Annotated in this window: 16 protein-coding genes; 5 read left to right on the top strand and 11 right to left on the bottom strand. The window is 73.6% G+C overall.

What is annotated here, in order from left to right; translation table 11 throughout:
• Positions 1-44 precede the first annotated feature (44 nt).
• Positions 45-674, top strand: coding sequence for an SRPBCC family protein (locus IF19_RS0118315; protein WP_030113008.1), 630 nt, complete (start codon positions 45-47; stop codon positions 672-674).
• Positions 675-750: 76 nt separating this feature from the next.
• On the opposite strand, the gene IF19_RS0118320 is transcribed toward IF19_RS0118315, so the two are convergent.
• From IF19_RS0118320 to IF19_RS0118330, 3 genes are all read right to left on the bottom strand, one after another.
• Positions 751-1,800: a Zn-dependent alcohol dehydrogenase gene (locus IF19_RS0118320; RefSeq protein WP_030277602.1), complete on the bottom strand. Its 1,050-nt coding sequence runs from the start codon at positions 1,798-1,800 to the stop codon at positions 751-753.
• A complete protein-coding gene (locus IF19_RS0118325; RefSeq protein ID WP_078580655.1) occupies positions 1,797-2,915 on the bottom strand; it encodes an acyl-CoA dehydrogenase family protein in 1,119 nt (372 codons plus the stop codon). Before IF19_RS0118325 ends, IF19_RS0118320 begins: the two co-directional genes overlap by 4 nt.
• Positions 2,916-3,060: 145 nt before the next feature.
• Positions 3,061-4,065, bottom strand: coding sequence for an SDR family oxidoreductase (locus tag IF19_RS0118330; RefSeq protein WP_234307151.1), 1,005 nt, complete (start codon positions 4,063-4,065; stop codon positions 3,061-3,063).
• 82 nt (positions 4,066-4,147) lie between these two features.
• On the opposite strand from IF19_RS0118330, the gene IF19_RS0118335 reads away from it, so the two are divergent.
• Positions 4,148-5,074, top strand: a complete 927-nt coding sequence (locus IF19_RS0118335) for a cyclase family protein (protein WP_030113012.1) — start codon at positions 4,148-4,150, stop codon at positions 5,072-5,074.
• A 233-nt stretch (positions 5,075-5,307) separates the two neighbouring features.
• On the opposite strand, the gene IF19_RS0118340 is transcribed toward IF19_RS0118335, so the two are convergent.
• The 4 genes from IF19_RS0118340 to IF19_RS0118355 all read right to left on the bottom strand — a co-directional run bounded on the left by IF19_RS0118340 (position 5,308) and on the right by IF19_RS0118355 (position 9,661).
• A complete protein-coding gene (locus tag IF19_RS0118340; protein WP_030113013.1) occupies positions 5,308-5,817 on the bottom strand; it encodes an ATP-binding protein in 510 nt (169 codons plus the stop codon).
• A gap of 407 nt (positions 5,818-6,224) precedes the next feature.
• The gene (locus IF19_RS0118345) at positions 6,225-7,289 is read right to left on the bottom strand and encodes an acyl-CoA dehydrogenase family protein (RefSeq protein ID WP_030113014.1); all 1,065 of its coding nucleotides are present in this window, start codon (positions 7,287-7,289) and stop codon (positions 6,225-6,227) included.
• A gap of 7 nt (positions 7,290-7,296) precedes the next feature.
• Positions 7,297-8,454: an acyl-CoA dehydrogenase gene (locus tag IF19_RS0118350; protein ID WP_030113015.1), complete on the bottom strand. Its 1,158-nt coding sequence runs from the start codon at positions 8,452-8,454 to the stop codon at positions 7,297-7,299.
• Positions 8,455-8,467: 13 nt separating this feature from the next.
• Positions 8,468-9,661, bottom strand: coding sequence for an amidohydrolase family protein (locus IF19_RS0118355; protein ID WP_030113016.1), 1,194 nt, complete (start codon positions 9,659-9,661; stop codon positions 8,468-8,470).
• A gap of 214 nt (positions 9,662-9,875) precedes the next feature.
• On the opposite strand from IF19_RS0118355, the gene IF19_RS0118360 reads away from it, so the two are divergent.
• A complete protein-coding gene (locus tag IF19_RS0118360) occupies positions 9,876-10,988 on the top strand; it encodes a maleylpyruvate isomerase N-terminal domain-containing protein (protein ID WP_078625093.1) in 1,113 nt (370 codons plus the stop codon).
• Here the strand turns inward: IF19_RS0118360 and IF19_RS0118365 are convergent.
• A complete protein-coding gene (locus IF19_RS0118365) occupies positions 10,975-11,883 on the bottom strand; it encodes an alpha/beta fold hydrolase (RefSeq protein ID WP_050493959.1) in 909 nt (302 codons plus the stop codon). The genes IF19_RS0118360 and IF19_RS0118365 overlap by 14 nt on opposite strands.
• A 104-nt stretch (positions 11,884-11,987) precedes the next feature.
• Between IF19_RS0118365 and IF19_RS0118370 the strand changes: the two genes are divergently transcribed.
• A complete protein-coding gene (locus IF19_RS0118370) occupies positions 11,988-12,467 on the top strand; it encodes a CGNR zinc finger domain-containing protein (protein ID WP_030113019.1) in 480 nt (159 codons plus the stop codon).
• A 100-nt stretch (positions 12,468-12,567) separates the two neighbouring features.
• On the opposite strand, the gene IF19_RS0118375 is transcribed toward IF19_RS0118370, so the two are convergent.
• On the bottom strand, positions 12,568-13,203 hold the full coding sequence (locus IF19_RS0118375) for a TetR/AcrR family transcriptional regulator (protein ID WP_050493958.1): 636 nt from the start codon (positions 13,201-13,203) through the stop codon (positions 12,568-12,570).
• A gap of 120 nt (positions 13,204-13,323) precedes the next feature.
• Here IF19_RS0118375 and IF19_RS0118380 point away from each other — a divergent pair, with 120 nt between their 5' ends.
• On the top strand, positions 13,324-14,337 hold the full coding sequence (locus tag IF19_RS0118380) for an NADP-dependent oxidoreductase (protein WP_030113021.1): 1,014 nt from the start codon (positions 13,324-13,326) through the stop codon (positions 14,335-14,337).
• A 30-nt stretch (positions 14,338-14,367) separates the two neighbouring features.
• Here IF19_RS0118380 and purU read toward each other — a convergent pair whose 3' ends face one another.
• Complete coding sequence (gene purU, locus IF19_RS0118385) at positions 14,368-15,270, bottom strand: formyltetrahydrofolate deformylase (RefSeq protein WP_030113022.1); 903 nt, start codon at positions 15,268-15,270, stop codon at positions 14,368-14,370.
• A 28-nt stretch (positions 15,271-15,298) separates the two neighbouring features.
• A complete protein-coding gene (locus tag IF19_RS0118390) occupies positions 15,299-15,745 on the bottom strand; it encodes an SCO4402 family protein (protein WP_030113023.1) in 447 nt (148 codons plus the stop codon).
• Positions 15,746-15,816 lie beyond the last annotated feature (71 nt).

Below are 15,816 nucleotides of genomic sequence, written 5' to 3' on the forward strand. Positions count from 1 at the left end.
GAACTTGTCACGAACGCAGTAGCCAATAACGAAAGGCTTCCGCCATGTCCCGTGCCCGTACCGCCGCCGCCCTGTTCACCGTCCCCCTGCTCACCGTCGCCCTCGCCACCGCCGTCGCCGCGCCCGCCGGAGCGGTGCCGCGCACGCCGAAGCCGCTCACCTGCCAGGGTCAGGGGGTCGACGCGCGGGCGAAGGTCCGGGCCCGCACCGAGACGGTGATCGACGCACCCCTGAGCACCGTCTGGAAGCTCCAGACGGAGGTCGAGCGCTGGCCGGACTGGCAGGCCCACGTCACGTCCATGGAGCGCCTCGGCCACGGCCCGTTCCGCCCGGGCACCGCGTTCCGGTGGACCACCCCGGTGCCGCCCAACCCGGCGACGCCCGCCACCAGCCTGGACATCACCTCCACCGTGCGGCAGTCGGAGCGCGGCTCGTGCATCCGGTGGACCGGTCCCGCCGTGGGCGAGGGGCTGCACATCGACGGCGTCCACGTCTGGACCTTCACCCCGGTCAGGGGCGGTGTGCTGGTCCGTACCGAGGAGACGCACACCGGCGCACAGGTGGACGCGAACGTCCCGTACGCCACCGAGGTCCTGAAGCAGGGACTGGAGGCGTGGCTCGACGCGCTGGAGACCGAGGCCGAGTCCCGCGCGGGCGGCCACCGCCCCTGCTGAACCGGCCGGCCCGCCTCCGCCGGACTCCGTCACGCACCCGGGACACGGCACGCACGCGACAGCGCCCCGCCCCGGCTCAGAAGACCAGGACCCCGCGCGCCACCCTCCCGTGGTGAGCGTCGTCGGCGGCCTTGGCGAAGTCCTCCACCGGGTACGTCTCCGTCACCAGCTCGTCCAGCAGGAGCCGGCCCTCCCGGTAGAGGTCGGCGTACAGGGCGATGTCGCGCTGCGGGCGCGAGGAGCCGTAGCGGCAGCCCAGGATCGCCTTGTCCAGGTACATCGAGGAGACCGTGAACGACGCCTCCGCGCCCGCCCCCGGCACGCCCAGCAGCACCGCCTGGCCGTGCCGGTCGAGCAGGTCGATCGCCTGGCGGATCAACTCGGTGCGGCCGACGCACTCGAAGGCGTGGTCGGCCCCGTCGGGCAGGATCCCGCGCACGTCCTCCGCGCTCGCGAGGAAGTGCGTGGCGCCGAACCGCCGGGCCACCGCCTCCTTCGCCGGATTGCTGTCGACGGCGACGACGGTGAGCGCGCCGGCCAGCCGGGCCCCCTGGAGGACGTTGAGGCCGATGCCGCCGGCGCCGATGACCACGACGCTGTCGCCCCGGTCGACCCGGGCCCGGTTCAGGACCGCCCCGACGCCGGTGAGCACACCGCAGCCGATCAGGGCGGCCGAGGTGAACGGCAGGTCGTCCGGGATCCTCACCGCCTGGACGGCGCGCACCACCGTGCGTTCCGCGAAGGCGGAGTTGGAGGCGAACTGGAACAGCGGCTCCCCGCCCCGCGAGAACGGCCGTCCGGGCCGCCCGATCGCCTTCCGGCACATGGTCGGCCTGCCCCGGTCGCACTGGGCGCAGGTCCCGCAGTTGGCGAGGGTGGACAGGGCGACGTGATCGCCGGGCCGCACGTGGCCGACGCCGGGCCCGACCGTCTCCACCACGCCCGCGCCCTCGTGGCCGAGCACGACGGGAACGGGGAAGGGGATCGTGCCGTCGACCACCGACAGGTCGCTGTGGCAGAGCCCGGCTGCGGCGATCGCCACCAGCACCTCGCCGGGGCCCGGGTCGCGCACCTGAAGGTCGTCCACGACCTCGGTCCGTCTGCCGTCGAAGACGACGCCTCTCATCTCGGCTCCCTCGGTAGGCCGAGCACCCGCTCGGCGATGATGTTCCGCTGGATCTCGTCGGAGCCGCCGTAGACGGTGTCGGCCCGGCTGAAGAGGAACAGGTGCTGGGCGGCGTCGAGTTCGTACGGCCGGGCCTCGGACCACGGCGCGGGGCCGACGGCCCCCGCCTCCCCCGCGACCGCCGCGGCCACCTCCCCGAGCCGCTGGTGCCAGCCGCCCCACAGGAGCTTCGCCACGCTCGGCGCTCCCGGGTCGCCGGTGGCGCCCAGCGTGCGCAGGGCGTGGCGGCGCATGGTGTCCAACTCGGCCCACAGCGCGACGATCCGGGCCCTGACCACCGGGTCCCCGGCGGCCCCGCTCGCCTCGGCGGCGGCGACGACCCGGTCCAACTCAGCGGCGAAGCCGACCTGTTGGGCCAGGGTGGACACACCGCGCTCCAGCGCGAGCAGCCCCATCGCGACCCGCCAGCCGTCGCCCTCGCCGCCGACCGCCTCGGCGGCCCGCGCCCCGTCGAAGAAGACCTCGTTGAACTCGCTGGTGCCGGTGAGCTGCCGGATCGGCCGGACCTCGATCCGCCCCGGCTGGTCCATCTCCATCAGCAGGAAGGACAGGCCGCGGTGGCCCGTGGACGCGGGGTCGGTGCGGGCGAGGACGAAGCACCGGTCGGCGTCCCGGGCGAGCGAGGTCCAGATCTTCTGCCCGGTCACGGCGTACCCGCCGGCCCCGTCCGGCACGGCGGCGGTCCGCACCCCGGCGAGGTCGGACCCGGCGCCCGGTTCGCTGTACCCCTGGCACCACAGCGTCTCACCCCGGGCCACGGCGGGCAGGTGGCGGCGCTTCTGCTCCTCGGTGCCGTACGCGATGAGGGTCGGGGCGAGGAGGTTCTCCCCGATGTGGCCCATCCGGGCGGGGGCGCCGGAGCGGGCGTACTCCTCGGCCCAGACGACCTGCTCGTCGAGGGTGGCGCGGCGGTTGCCGTACGTCTCGCCGTCGGCGCCGGGCCAGCCGAGCCCGATCCAGCCGGCCTTCCCCAACTCGCGTTCCCACGCGCGGGGGTGGGGGGCGTCGGTGAGGTGGTCCGCCAGCCAGGTGCGCACCTCGGTACGGAAGTCCATGTGTGCCTCCGGTTCCTGGGGCAGCGCCCCGCGTTCACGCCCGTCCGGCGATCGAGGACCGGGCCCGGGTCCGGGTGCCCGAGGGCTCCGCCACCGGGCACCCGCCCGTCGAACGCCGGACGGGCCGGATCAGGCGACTTGCCGCTCAACCACCGGACGGACCGGGCGTGTTCGGCCGCGCCCCCGACCTGTCCGCAGCCGTCCCGTTCGACCGCGCCCCCGACCTGTCCGCCGCCGTCCCGTTCGGCCGCGCCCCCGATCTGGCCGCCGCCGCCATCTCGTTCACCCGCTCCAGCATCGGCATCGGGTCCGCCCCCACCGTCCCCGGCAGGAAGTCCGCGATCCGCTCCGGGGTCCAGGGCCCGTCCCCGTACGCCGCCCGGATCTCCCTCGGCTGCGCCCACACCGCGATCTTGGGCCCGGCGATCGTGTACACCTGCCCGGTGATCCCCTCCGCCCGCGCCCGCTCGCTCAGCAGGTAGACCACCAGCGCCGCCACGTCCTCGGGTTCGCCGATCTCCTTCAGCTCCATCGGCACCCCGGCCGACATCCGGGTCCGGGCGACGGGCGCGACCGCGTTGGCCGTGACGCCGTACCGGTGCAGGCCCAGCGCCGCGCTGCGGACCAGCGAGATGATCCCGCCCTTCGCCGCGCTGTAGTTGGCCTGGGAGACGCTGCCCTGGTGGTTGCCGCTGGTGAAGCCGATGAGCGTGCCGCCGCCCTCCTGCTTCCGCATCACCGCCGACGCGGCCCGGAAGACCGTGAACGTGCCCTTGAGGTGGGTGGCGAGGACGGGGTCCCACTCCTCCTCGGACATGTTGAACAGCATCCGCTCGCGCAGGATGCCGGCCACGCAGACGACGCCGTCGAGCCGCCCGTACTCCGCGAGGGCCGTGTCCACGACCCGCTGCCCGCCCGCCATCGTGGAGATGTCGTCGGCGACCGCGACCGCCGTGCCGCCCGCCGCCCCGATCTCCTCGACGACGGACCGGGCGACCTCGCTGGTCGGCTCGGACCCCTCGACGGAGACGCCGTAGTCGTTGACGACGACCCGCGCCCCCGCGGCCGCCGCGGCGAGCGCGACCGCCCGCCCGATGCCCCGGCCCGCCCCGGTCACGGCGACCACCCTGCCTGCCAAGAAGTTCCCCACTCCGGCCCCTTCCCGCGGTTTCTGACGGACCGTTAGATTTAAGGGCAGGCGGCCAGTCCCGCACAAGACCCAGGAGGCGTCCATGTCCCTGCCGGCCGAGTTCCACGAGATCGCCGCACGCGTCAACAACTGGGGGCGGTGGGGCGGGGACGACGAGCTGGGCACGCTCAACCTGGTCACCGACGCCGTCGTGCGCGAGGCCGTGGCCGCCGTCCGCACCGGCCGCCGGGTGCCGCTCGCGCTGCCGCTGCGGCAGGACGGGGTGCAGAGCGGGCTCATCCCGGGCCGGATCAACCCGCTGCACACCATGGTCCAGATCAACCAGGAGATCTTCGGCCCGGGAACGGTCGCCACCAGCGACGACACGGTGACCATGGGGCTCCAGGCGGCGACCCACTGGGACGCGCTGACCCATGTCTCGCACAGCGGGAGGCTCTACAACGGCCGTCCGGCGGAGGCGATCACCGCCCACGAGGGGGCCCGCTTCTCCTCGATCGCCGCCGTGAAGCACTTGGTCTCGCGCGGGGTGCTGCTGGACGTGGCGCGCGCCCGGGGCGTGGACCGGCTGCCCGGCGGCCACGCGGTGACGCCGGAGGACCTGGCGGCGGCGGAGGAGTTCGGAGGCGTACGCGTACGGGCCGGGGACATCGTGCTCGTACGGACCGGGCAGCTGCGGCTCGCGCTGGAGGGCGACCGGGACGCGTACGGGCACCCGTCGCCCGGACTGTCGGTGCGGTGCCCCGAGTGGTTCCACGGCCGGGACGTGGCGGCGGTCGCCAACGACACCCTGCCCTTCGAGATCTTCCCGCCGGAGATCGAGGACCTGTGGCTGCCGGTGCACGCCCTGCACCTGGTCGAGATGGGCCTCATCCAGGGCCAGAACTGGAACCTGGAGGAGCTGTCGGACGCCTGTGCGGAGGAGCGGCGTTACGCGTTCCTGCTCACCGCGACCCCGGAGCCGTTCGCCGGTGCCACCGGATCACCGGTGGCCCCGGTCGCGGTCCTGTGAGGCGGCGGCGGGGGCGGCCGGCGTGCGCGTACGTCCCGTGAAGGGGCGGCGGGGGCGACCCTCGCACGTACGTCCCGCGAGGGCTCCGGGGGCGGCTGCCGCGCGCGTACTTCCCGTAAGGGGGCCAGGGACGGCCGCCGCGCGCGTACGTCCGGTGAGGGAGACCGCCGGGGACGGGCCTCGCGCACGCGTCCGCCCGCACCCCCTGGAGGCGGGGCGCGGGCGGGCGCGGCTCAGGCGAGGTGGTCGGTGAACAGGCACGCGGACGGTTCGCGGGACTCGCCCGCCGGACCGCCCAGACCGATGACCGACGGCTCGCCCCCGACCGGGACCGGGCCGCTCCGGTCCACCTCGCACCAGATCTGCTTCCCCCGCCCCTCCGGCAGCCAGCCCCACCGGTCCGCGAGGCAGTCCACCAGCTCCAGGCCGCGCCCGTTGGTGTCCTCGCCCTCCGCGTGCCGCTGCAGCGGCGGGCAGTCGCTGGCGTCCGCGACCTCGACCCGGACCGTCCCGGCCCCGCCGGGCCCGCCGCCACCGCCGAAGAGCATCCGCAGCACGGCGGGACAGCCCGTATGGACGACGGCATTGGTGACCAGCTCCGAGATGAGCAGGATGAGCGTCTCGGCGACCGGCTCGTCCTCCCCTATCCCGGAGCCGGCCAGCCGCGACCGCGCCCACCTACGGGCCCGTCCCACCTCTGCGGGATCCGGACCGACCTCCAGCTGAACCTGAAGCACCTGCACCGCTCACACCATCCGAACCGGCGGACACATCGCCTCGCGCCTCCTCAGGGTCACGGAACGTGATTCCCTTACGCGACAGCATGGTTGACGTACAGTCACCGCAACAAGCGCTTCGGGCATATTCCAGCGCGAAGGAGTATGCGTGGTGCATACTGTGCGACGCACGCTGCGGGGAATCGAACAGGAGTGCGCGGAGACCGCGAGAAACACTCTTCGGGCAGGCCCGGCACATCTCCCGCGAGAGCCCTCGCCCGGGACCGGGGCCGCCGCACAGGCCGCCCCCGGATCGCCCGGTTCCAGAACCACTCGCATCCCACGGAGGGTACCCGAGCCGGGCCCCGACTCCACCCGGTGACGAATCACGCAAAGGACACAAGCCGGTATCGGCGCCGGGCGAACGCGCTGCGTCACGCTCCGCCCCCAGCCTGCGACCGTCCCGGCCCGTACGCCGCCGAACTGCCGGAACGCGGCGGCGCGGCCCCCAGACCGGCCGCCAACTCCTCCTCCGCCTCGGCCTCCGTGAGGCCGGTCGCGGCCCGGAGCCAGGCGCGTTTCAGGTGGAGGTGAACATCTGCCTCCCAGGTGAACCCCATCCCGCCGTGGATCTGGAGGCAGTCGCGGGCGTTGCGGACGGCGGCCTCGTCGGCGAGCAGCTCGGCCGCGGCGATCTCCAGCGGGTCGCCCGTCACGGCGGCCGCGTACACGGCGGCGCGGGCCGGTTCGGTACGGGCCAGCATGTCGGCGCAGAGGTGCTTGACCGCCTGGAACGATCCGATGGGCGTACCGAACTGCTGGCGCTCACGGGCGTGTTGAACGGCCATGTCGGTGGTCCTCGCGGCGCTGCCGAGCTGCTCGGCAGCGCTGAGGAGCGCGGCCTCGTACCGGAGCCTCCCCGCGTACGCCGGAGCACGCCCCGGAGCGAAAGCGGCGCGCCCGGCAACGCCCCCGGGAGCGACAGCAATGCGCCCCGGACCGCCGACGACGGGCTCCGGCGGTGGCAGGTGCAGCGGGGTGAGCGGGTCCATCGACCGTACGGGCCGGGCGGCGGCGACGAAGGCGCGCAGCGCCTCCCCGTCGAGCGGCCCGCCCCCCGCCAGCACCGCGTCGGCATCCGCCAGGTGCGCCACCGGACGGTCGCCGTCGGCGGCCGTCACCACCGCCGCGCCCTCCGCGGCCCCCTTCACCCGGCCCGCCGCCAGGTGCGTGGCGACCAGAGGCCCGGGCAGCAGCGCCCGGCCCGCCTCCTCGAACAGGAGCACCGCCTCGGGCAGCCCGAGGCCGACCCCGCCGTCCTCCTCCGGCAGCCGCAGCGCGAAGAACCCGGCCGCGCCCAGCTCCCGCCACAGCGCCCGGTCCAGGGCCCCGCCCCGCTCCACCGCCGCCCGCATCCGGTCCCGGTCGAACACCGCGCCGAGCAGGTCGCGCATACCGGACCGCAGGGCCCGCTGGTCGTCCGAGAGCTGGAAGTCCACGGTGGCCTCAGCGCCCCTTCGGCAGGCCGAGGACGCGCTCGGCGACGATGTTCTTCTGGATCTGCGAGGTGCCGGCCGCGATGGTGTACGAGAGCGAGGACAGCCGGTCCAGCGCCCATTCCCGGTCCAGGTCGAAGGCCCCGGGCGCGCCCAGCACCTCGGCCGCCGCCTCGTACAGCTCCTGGCGGGCCGCCGAGTAGCGCAGCTTGAAGACGGAGCCGCCGAGGCCCGGGACGCCGCCCGTGCGCGCGGACTCCGCCACGTTCCACTGGGTGAGCCGCCACAGGGCCCGGAACTCGGCGTCGATCCGTCCGAGCCGCCGCCGCAGCACCGCGTCGTCCCATCGCCCCGTCCGCCGGGCCTCGTCCGCGAGGGCGTCCAGGGTGCGGCGGCAGGCGACGACCTCGCCGACGAAGGCGGTGCCGCGCTCGAAGGAGAGGGTGACCATGGTGACCCGCCAGCCGTCGTTCTCGGCCCCGACCCGGTGGCCCACCGGCACCCGGACCTCGTCGAGGAAGACCTCGGCGAACTCGGTGGACCCGGCGAGCGTGCGCAGCGGCCGTACGGTGATGCCGGGGGCGTCCATCGGCATCGCGAGCCAGCTGATCCCCCGGTGCCGGGGCGCGTCCGGGTCGGTGCGCACCAGCAGCTCGCACCAGTCGGCGACCTCGGCGTGCGAGGTCCAGATCTTCTGCCCGCTGACCACGTAGTCGTCCCCGTCGCGCACCGCCCGGGTCCGCAGCGCGGCCAGGTCGGAGCCCGCGTCCGGCTCGCTGAACCCCTGGCACCAGACCTCCTCGCCGCGCAGCACCGGAGGCAGCCAGCGGGCCCGCTGCCCGGCCGTGCCCTCGGCGGCGATCGTCGGCCCGGCGTGCAGCAGGCCGACGAAGTTCGCCCCGACGTAGGGGGCCCCGGCCTTCTCCGTCTCCTCCAGGTAGATCAGGTGCTGGGTCGGGGTGGCGCCCCGCCCGCCCGCGTCGACCGGCCAGTGCAGCCCCGCGTACCCGGCGTCGTACAGCATCCGCTGCCAGGCGGTGTCGTACGCCCGGCGCGCGGGCCAGTCGTCCGGCGAGGGCTTCGGGGGCAGGCCGGGCAGGACGCCGGCCAGCCACCGGGCCAGCCGCCGCCGGAACTCCTCCTCGGCCTCCGTGTACGTGAGGTCCACCGCCGCGCCCCGCCTACGCGTCCAGGTCCAGGCCGAGCATCCGGATCGCGTTCCCGCGCATCAGTTTGCGGACGGTCTCGTCGTCCAGCCCCCTGACGTGGTCGAGGGCGACCTCCTTGGTGTGCGGGAAGGTCGAGTCCACGTGCGGGTAGTCGGTCTCGAAGGTGGCGTTGTCGCGGCCGACGACGTCGAGCGAGGCGATGCCGTGCTTGTCGCGGAAGAAGCAGCAGAAGATCTGCCGGTAGTAGTACGTGGACGGCGGTTCGGGGATCAGATCGCGCACCCCGCCCCACGCCCGGTGCTCCTCCCACACGTCGTCGGCGCGCTCCAGGGCGTACGGGATCCATCCCATCTGGCCCTCGCTGTAAGCCAGTTTGAGCGTCGGGAACCTCACCAGCACCCCGCTGAAGAGGAAGTCCATCATCGAGGCCATCGCGTTGTTGAAGGAGAGCGACGCCTGCACGGCGGGCGGGGCGTCCGGGGAGGCGGCGGGCATCTGGGAGCTGGAGCCGATGTGCATGTTGACGACCGTGCCGGTCTCCTGGCAGACCGCGAAGAACGGGTCCCAGTAGCCGGTGTGGATCGACGGAAGGCCCAGGTGGGTGGGTATCTCGGAGAAGGTGACCGCCCGCACGCCCCGGGCCGCGTTGCGCCGGATCTCCGCGACGGCCAGGCCGATGTCCCAGAGCGGGATGATGCAGAGCGGGATGAGCCGGCCGCCGCTGTCGCCGCACCACTCCTCGACCATCCAGTCGTTGTAGGCGCGCACGCAGGCGAGGGCGACCTCCTTGTCGTGCGCCTCGGCGAAGGTCTGGCCGCAGAAGCGCGGGAAGGTCGGGAAGCAGAGGGACGCCTCGACGTGGTTCAGGTCCATGTCCTTGAGCCGCTCGGCCGGGTCCCAGCAGCCGGGCCGCATCTCGGCCCGGGTGATGCCCTCCAGGGTCATGTCGTCGCGGTCGAAGCCGACGGCGGCGATGTTCCGCTTGTACGGGAACTTCAGGTCCTCGTAGACCCACCAGTCGGTGGGCGGTCCTTCCGGATCCATCGTGATGACGTACCTGCCTCCCGTGTACGCCAGTTCGCCGATGCCCGCCGTCAGCGGACGGGGCCCGCGATCGCGGTACCTGGCCGGCAGCCAGGTGGAGAAGAGGTGCGCGGGCTCGATCACGTGGTCGTCGACGCTGACGATCCGGGGCAGGTCGATCACGTGGTCGTCGGCGCCGGTGAGCCGGGGCAGTTCCGTGTCCGTCATGGTGTGCCGTCCCCTCCGCGCACCCGGTGGACCGACCGCCCACGGGCGCTTTCTGATGATCCGTCAGATACAGGCGCGGGAATCAGGCTAGCCCCGCACCCCTGGACCGACAAGGCGCCGAGCCCTACGCTCTGCGCCATATCTGACGAGCCGTCAGTTCGGAGGGACCATGGTGACCACCGTGAACGACGCGACCGCCGGCGCCCGCGCGCTGGGCGCCTCCCGCACCTTCTGGGAGCTGATCGAGGCCCGAGCCGCCCTGACCCCCGACCGCCCGGTGCTGCTCCAGGGGGACCGGTCCCTGACCTTCGGCGAGCTGCGGGAGGCGGTGGGGCTGCTGCACTCCGACGGTGCCCTGGACCTCGACGCGACCCTGCGGTCCCGGGTGGTGGAGGGCTGCCTGGGCCGCCGGCCCGCCCGGATCCCGATTCCGGGGTGGGCCGCCCCGTACGACGCCGAGACCGCCCGGCTCGACGCGCTGCTGCGCGACATCGGGGACGCCGACTGGGACGCGCAGGTGCGGCTGCGGTGGTTCGAGAAGGAGCGCCGGACCGACCGGTGGACCACGGTCGGCGGGGTCATCAGCCATCTGACGGCGGTCGACGGGCTGCTGTCCGCCGCGCTCGGCCTCGATGACCCGCTCGGCGGCGGAGCGCCGCTGGACCCCACCGAGCGTACCGAGGCGTCCTGGGCGGCGGGCGGATCACCCACCCGGGCCGTCCGCGAGCCCTGGCGGGCCCAGAGCCACGAGCTGATCCGCACGGCCTCCTTCGCCGGGCGGAACGTCGCCGAGACCTCCGTCTCCTACGGGTCCTTCGCCCTGCCGCTCCAGGACGCCCTCGTGGACCGGGCCTTCGAGTGCTGGGTGCACGGCTGGGACATCGCCGAGGCGGTCGCCTACCCGTATCCCGCCCCGTCGGCCGCCCATCTGCACCTGATGATCGACCTGGCGGCCCGGATGCTCCCGGCCGCCCTCGCGGGACGCCGCCGCGCCGGACTGGCCGGACCGGCCCGGGACCTCGTCGTCCCCGGGGAGCCCGGCCGCTCGCTCCACCTGGAGATCGAGGGCCACGCCGGAGGCGACTGGTACATCGCCCTGGACTCACCGGCCGCCCTCGGCACCCGGGAAACGGCGGTGGCGCAAGTGGCTCTGGACGCCGTCGAGTTCTGCCGCCTCGTCGCGGGCCACATCTCACCGGCGGAAGCGGCGGCGGGCCAGGAGGGCGACCGCGAGGCCATCAGCGACGTGCTGTTCGCGGCGGCGTCGCTCAGCCGGCTGTGAGCGCGCGCGGCCGTCCGCCGGTGGTCTCCTGACCCAGCACCCGTCCGAGGAACCCGCGCAGGTACCCCGCGACGACGTCCAGCCGGCTCTCCAGCAGGAAGTGGCCGCCGTCGATCAGGTGCACCTCCGCGTCCTCGGCGTCCCGGGCGAAGGCCCGCGCGCCGGCCGGGGCGAAGATCTCGTCGTTGCGTCCCCACACGGCGAGCACCGGCACCCCGCTGTCGCGCAGGTACGCGTGCAGCCGCGGGTAGAGCGGGCGGTTGCTCCGGTAGTCGCGGAACAGGGCCAGCTGGATCCGGTCGTTTCCCTCGCGGGAGAGGAGGGCGACGTCGTGCTCCCAGGTGTCGGGGCTGACGAGGCTCGGGTCGGACACCCCGTGCAGGTACTGCCAGCGGACGGCGTCGACGCTCAGCGCGGCGCGGACGGCGGGCTCGGTGTCGGGGCCGGGGGCGTCCCCGTAGGCCCAGACGTCCTTCCAGAACGACTCGACGAAGCCCTCCTCGTAGCCGTTGCCGTTCTGGGTGACCACGGCGGTGACGTGCTCCGGATTCCGCAGGGCGAGGCGCCAGCCGATCGGGGCGCCGTAGTCCTGGACGTAGAGGGCGTAGCGGTCGACGCCGAGCCCGTCGAGCAGCCCGGCGGTGAGGTCCGCGAGGGCGTCGAACGTGTACGTGAACGCGTCGGCGCGGGGGGCGTCGGAGTGGCCGAAGCCCAGGTGGTCCGGCGCGATGACGTGGTACTTGTCGGACAGCAGCGGGATGAGGTCGCGGAACATGAACGAGCTGGTCGGGAAGCCGTGCAGCAGGACGATCGCGGGGGCGTCGGCGGGACCGGCCTCGCGGTAGAAGATCTCGTGTCCGCCGACGGTGGCGGTCCGGTGGTGCACCGAGCTCATCTCTAACCCCTTTGTTTGTTTGATGTGGTTAGACACTCGCCAGGCAAGCACGCGCCGGGCTAACCTGTCAAGCGACTCGATGGGGTTAGAGGAGACGGTGATCGATGGACATCCTGCTGGACCTGCTCAACAGCAGGCCGCTGATCGAGGGCGCGGAAGCGGACGCGCTCGGCGATCGCGACGCGGGCGCCCGCTGGGGCCGGGACCACGGCGGCGACGGCAGCCTCGCCGAACTGGAGCTGCTGCGCTCGGCCCGGGACGCCCTGGACGACGTCGTACGGGGGAAGCGCACGCCCGAGGCGTTGAAGCCGCTGCTCGACGGGGTCCGCCGGAATCCGGAGATCACGCCGGACGGCCTGGAGTGGGCGGTCGAGACTCCCCCGCACGCCCGGCTCGCCGTCGAGGCGGTGCTCGCCTGGGCCGACGTCGAGAAGCGGCTGCCCGGCCGACTGCGCCCCTGCGCCAACAGCGCGTGCCGGCTGTTCCTGCTCGACCGCAGCCGTGCCAATCGCGCCCGCTGGTGCTCGATGGCCGTGTGCGGCAACCGGGAGAAGGCCCGCCGCCACTACGAACGCACCCGCTGACCCGCCCCCGCACCGCCGCGTCGCGGGCCCCGACCGCCGTCACGCCGAACCCGCCCGCTCCGGCCGGCGGCACCACCGGCGGGGGCGTCACACCACCCGCTCAAGCGGATTCGTCGCCACCGCCGTCGCCGTCGCCGCCGCCACCGCCACCGCCGTCGCCGTCGCCGCCGCCGTCGCCCGAAGGAGCACCCCGGCCCGTCAGCAGGGCGTGCGCGACGACGTCGAGCAGGCGGCCGGCGCGGGGAGCGAGCGCGGGCTGATCGCCGGCCCACGCCAGCATGGCGATCAGAGCGAAGAGGTCCTCGCCGTCGACGTCGCCGCGGGCCGCCCCCGCCTCCTGCGCGCGACGGAGAAGCGCGGCCCCGGCCGCACGCAGGGCGACACACGAGGCGTGCAGCGCGGAGTCGGGGTCCTCGATGGCGGCCGCCATCAGTACGGTCACCCCCCGGTACGCGGTCGTCCACGCGACGCACTCGCGCACCCAGGTCACGAGGGCGTCGGCGGGCGCCGGGGACGCCCCGGAATCGCGGGCGCGGGCGGTCAGCTCCTCGAAGCTCTCGTGCAGCAGCGCCTCCATGAGCGCCTCGCGCGTGGGGAAGTGCCGGAGCAGCGTCGCCAGTCCGACCCCGGCCCTGCGCGCGACGTCCCGCATCGACACGTCGATGCCGTGCTCGGCGACGGCGGGACGCGCGACGGCGAGCAGGTGGTCCCGGTTCCTTCGGGCGTCGGCGCGCATCGCACCCCTCCTTGCCAAGTGGTTCACTGATCCATATATTCGGATCAGTGAACCGTTTACCTGGTTCACTGATCCGGATAGACCGGAGCAGCGTAACCGCGCTGCGAGCGGAGGACGACGATGACCCCCACCACGATGAAGGCGATCCGGCTGCACGCGTTCGGAGGCCCCCGGGCACTGCGGTACGAGGAGGCGCCCGTCCCCGTACCGGCGCCCGGCGAGGTGCTGGTCCGCGTGAGGGCGGCCGGCCTCAACCCGCCCGACTGGTACGTACGCGAGGGCATGCCCGGGGTCCCCGACGCGTTCAAGCCCTCCTTCGACCTGCCGCTGATCCCGGGCACGGATGTCTCAGGGGTCGTGGCGGCCGTCGCCGACGACGTCAGGACGTTCGCGCCCGGCGACGAGGTCATGGGCCTGCTGCGCTTCCCCGACCCGATGCAGAGCGGCGCGTACGCCGAGTACGTCACCGCACCGGCGGGCGACCTCGCCCTCAAGCCGGCCGGGGTCGACCACGTCCACGCCGCGGCCCTGCCCATGTCGGGCCTGACGGCCTGGCAGTACCTGATCGACGTCGGCCACGACCGCCCCTCCCCGTTCCAGGAGGCCCGGCACCGGCCCGTCCGCCTGGACGACACCACGACCGTGCTGGTCAACGGCGCAGGCGGCGGAGTCGGCCACCTCGCCCTGCAACTGGCCGCCTGGAAGGGCGCCCGCACCATCGCCGTCGCCTCCGGCGCCCATGAGCGGTTCCTCCGCGAACTGGGAGCCGACGCGTACATCGACTACACCAGGGAGCGCCCCGAGGACGTCGTCCGCGACGTGGACGTGGTCCTGGACGCGGTCGGCGGGCCCACGAGCCGCCGCTTCCTCCCCGCCCTCAAGCGCGGCGGCTCGCTGTTCCCGGTGTACGTCGGGGAGTTCGACGAGGAGGAGAACGCGCGCTTCGGCGTCACCGTCACCGGCACGCAGGTACGGGCGAACGGCGCCCAACTGGCCGAACTGGCCGCCCTCGTGGACGCCGGGACCGTCCGCGTCGCCGTGGACAGCGTCCACCCGCTCGCGCAGGCCCGCGCCGCGCACGAACGGGCCGCCGAGGGCCACCTCCAGGGCAAGATCGTGCTCACGGTCGACTGACCCGGATACGGGCGCCCCGCAGCCCGCCCCCTACGCGAAGACCACCGTGCGGCGGCCGTTGAGGAGGATGCGGCGCTCCGCGTGCCACTTCACCGCGCGGGCGAGTGCCTGGCACTCCACGTCCCGGCCGATGGCGACGAGCTGGTCGGGGGTCACGTCGTGGCCGACGCGCTCGACCTCCTGCTCGATGATCGGGCCCTCGTCGAGGTCGGCGGTGACGTAGTGGGCGGTCGCGCCGATCAGCTTCACGCCGCGCGCGTGCGCCTGGTGGTACGGCTTGGCGCCCTTGAAGCTCGGCAGGAACGAGTGGTGGATGTTGATGATCCGGCCGCTCAGCTGCTTGCACAGGTCGTCGGAGAGGACCTGCATGTAGCGGGCCAGGACGACCAGCTCGACGTCCTCCTCGCGCACCAGCTCCAGCAGCGCGGCCTCCGCCTCCGGCTTGTTCTCCTTGGTCACCGGGAGGTGCCGGAACGGGACGCCGTACGAGGCGACCAGCTCGGCGAAGTCCGTGTGGTTGGAGACGACGGCCGCGATCTCCACCGGCAGCGCCCCGGTACGGGAGCGGAACAGCAGGTCGTTGAGGCAGTGGCCGAACTTGCTGACCATGAGCACGATCCGCATGCGCTCCGCCGAACGGTGGATCTGCCACTCCATCCCGAAGGCGTCCCCGATCGCGGCGAAGCTGGCGCGCAGCTTGTCCACCGTGACGCCGGCGTCCGCCGAGAAGTGGACGCGCATGAAGAACAGACCCGTGTCGTGGTCCCCGAACTGCTGGCTGTCCTCGATGTTGCAGCCGGTCATGAAGAGGTAGCTCGACACGGCGTGCACGATGCCCTGTTTGTCCGGGCAGGAGAGCGTGAGGACGTACTGCTCGGTCGCGGCTGCGGCGTCCGAGGGGGCGGCGGAGGGGGCGGGCTGCGGCGCGGTCATCCCCGTAGGGTGCCACACCCGCCGGACCTCAGGCGGCCCTGGTCATGATGCGGATGACCTCCAGCGAGCGCGGCGGTATGTCCGGATCCTCCGCGTCGTTGGTGGCGAGCATCACATGGGCCTCGCGCGCCGCCTGGACCGCCTCGCCCCATCCCTGGTGCTCCAGATAGGCGGAGACGGGGGCGTCCGCGCCGACCTGGTGCATGATCCGCAGCACGCGCAGGGCGGCGGCGTCCACGGCGGCGGCCTCGGCGGAGTCCCTGAATATGGTGCCGACGTACTTCTCGGCGGACCAGTTGTCGAGCCAGGTGTCCTCGACCAGGCGGTACACGGCGTCGGTGACGTCCCCGTACCCCTCCCGGCCGGCCAGCCAGCACTCGCGGTGGAAGGCGGGGTCGGAGAGCATGTGCAGCGCCGAGCGCACGTTGGTGCGCCAGCGCCACCACGGCATGTCAGTGAGCGGCATGCCGCCCATGGTGGAGGAGCGACGGCCGCGACGGGAAGAGTTCTCCGAACCTTGCTGCACGGTCGTCGATCGTACGTTCC

It is taken from the genome of Streptomyces californicus, assembly GCF_000717645.1.
In the GTDB taxonomy this organism is placed as follows: Bacteria; Actinomycetota; Actinomycetes; order Streptomycetales; family Streptomycetaceae; genus Streptomyces; species Streptomyces californicus.

Excerpts from the sequence above, each read along its gene's own strand:
- IF19_RS0118390 (WP_030113023.1), bottom strand. The coding sequence starts at position 15,745 with ATGGGCGGCATGCCGCTCACTGACATGCCGTGGTGGCGCTGGCGCACC.
- IF19_RS0118360 (WP_078625093.1), top strand. The coding sequence starts at position 9,876 with ATGGTGACCACCGTGAACGACGCGACCGCCGGCGCCCGCGCGCTGGGC.
- purU (WP_030113022.1), bottom strand. The coding sequence starts at position 15,270 with ATGACCGCGCCGCAGCCCGCCCCCTCCGCCGCCCCCTCGGACGCCGCA.
- IF19_RS0118380 (WP_030113021.1), top strand. The coding sequence starts at position 13,324 with ATGACCCCCACCACGATGAAGGCGATCCGGCTGCACGCGTTCGGAGGC.
- IF19_RS0118320 (WP_030277602.1), bottom strand. The coding sequence starts at position 1,800 with ATGAGAGGCGTCGTCTTCGACGGCAGACGGACCGAGGTCGTGGACGAC.
- IF19_RS0118365 (WP_050493959.1), bottom strand. The coding sequence starts at position 11,883 with ATGAGCTCGGTGCACCACCGGACCGCCACCGTCGGCGGACACGAGATC.
- IF19_RS0118325 (WP_078580655.1), bottom strand. The coding sequence starts at position 2,915 with ATGGACTTCCGTACCGAGGTGCGCACCTGGCTGGCGGACCACCTCACC.
- IF19_RS0118315 (WP_030113008.1), top strand. The coding sequence starts at position 45 with ATGTCCCGTGCCCGTACCGCCGCCGCCCTGTTCACCGTCCCCCTGCTC.
- IF19_RS0118335 (WP_030113012.1), top strand. The coding sequence starts at position 4,148 with ATGTCCCTGCCGGCCGAGTTCCACGAGATCGCCGCACGCGTCAACAAC.
- IF19_RS0118370 (WP_030113019.1), top strand. The coding sequence starts at position 11,988 with ATGGACATCCTGCTGGACCTGCTCAACAGCAGGCCGCTGATCGAGGGC.
- IF19_RS0118375 (WP_050493958.1), bottom strand. The coding sequence starts at position 13,203 with ATGCGCGCCGACGCCCGAAGGAACCGGGACCACCTGCTCGCCGTCGCG.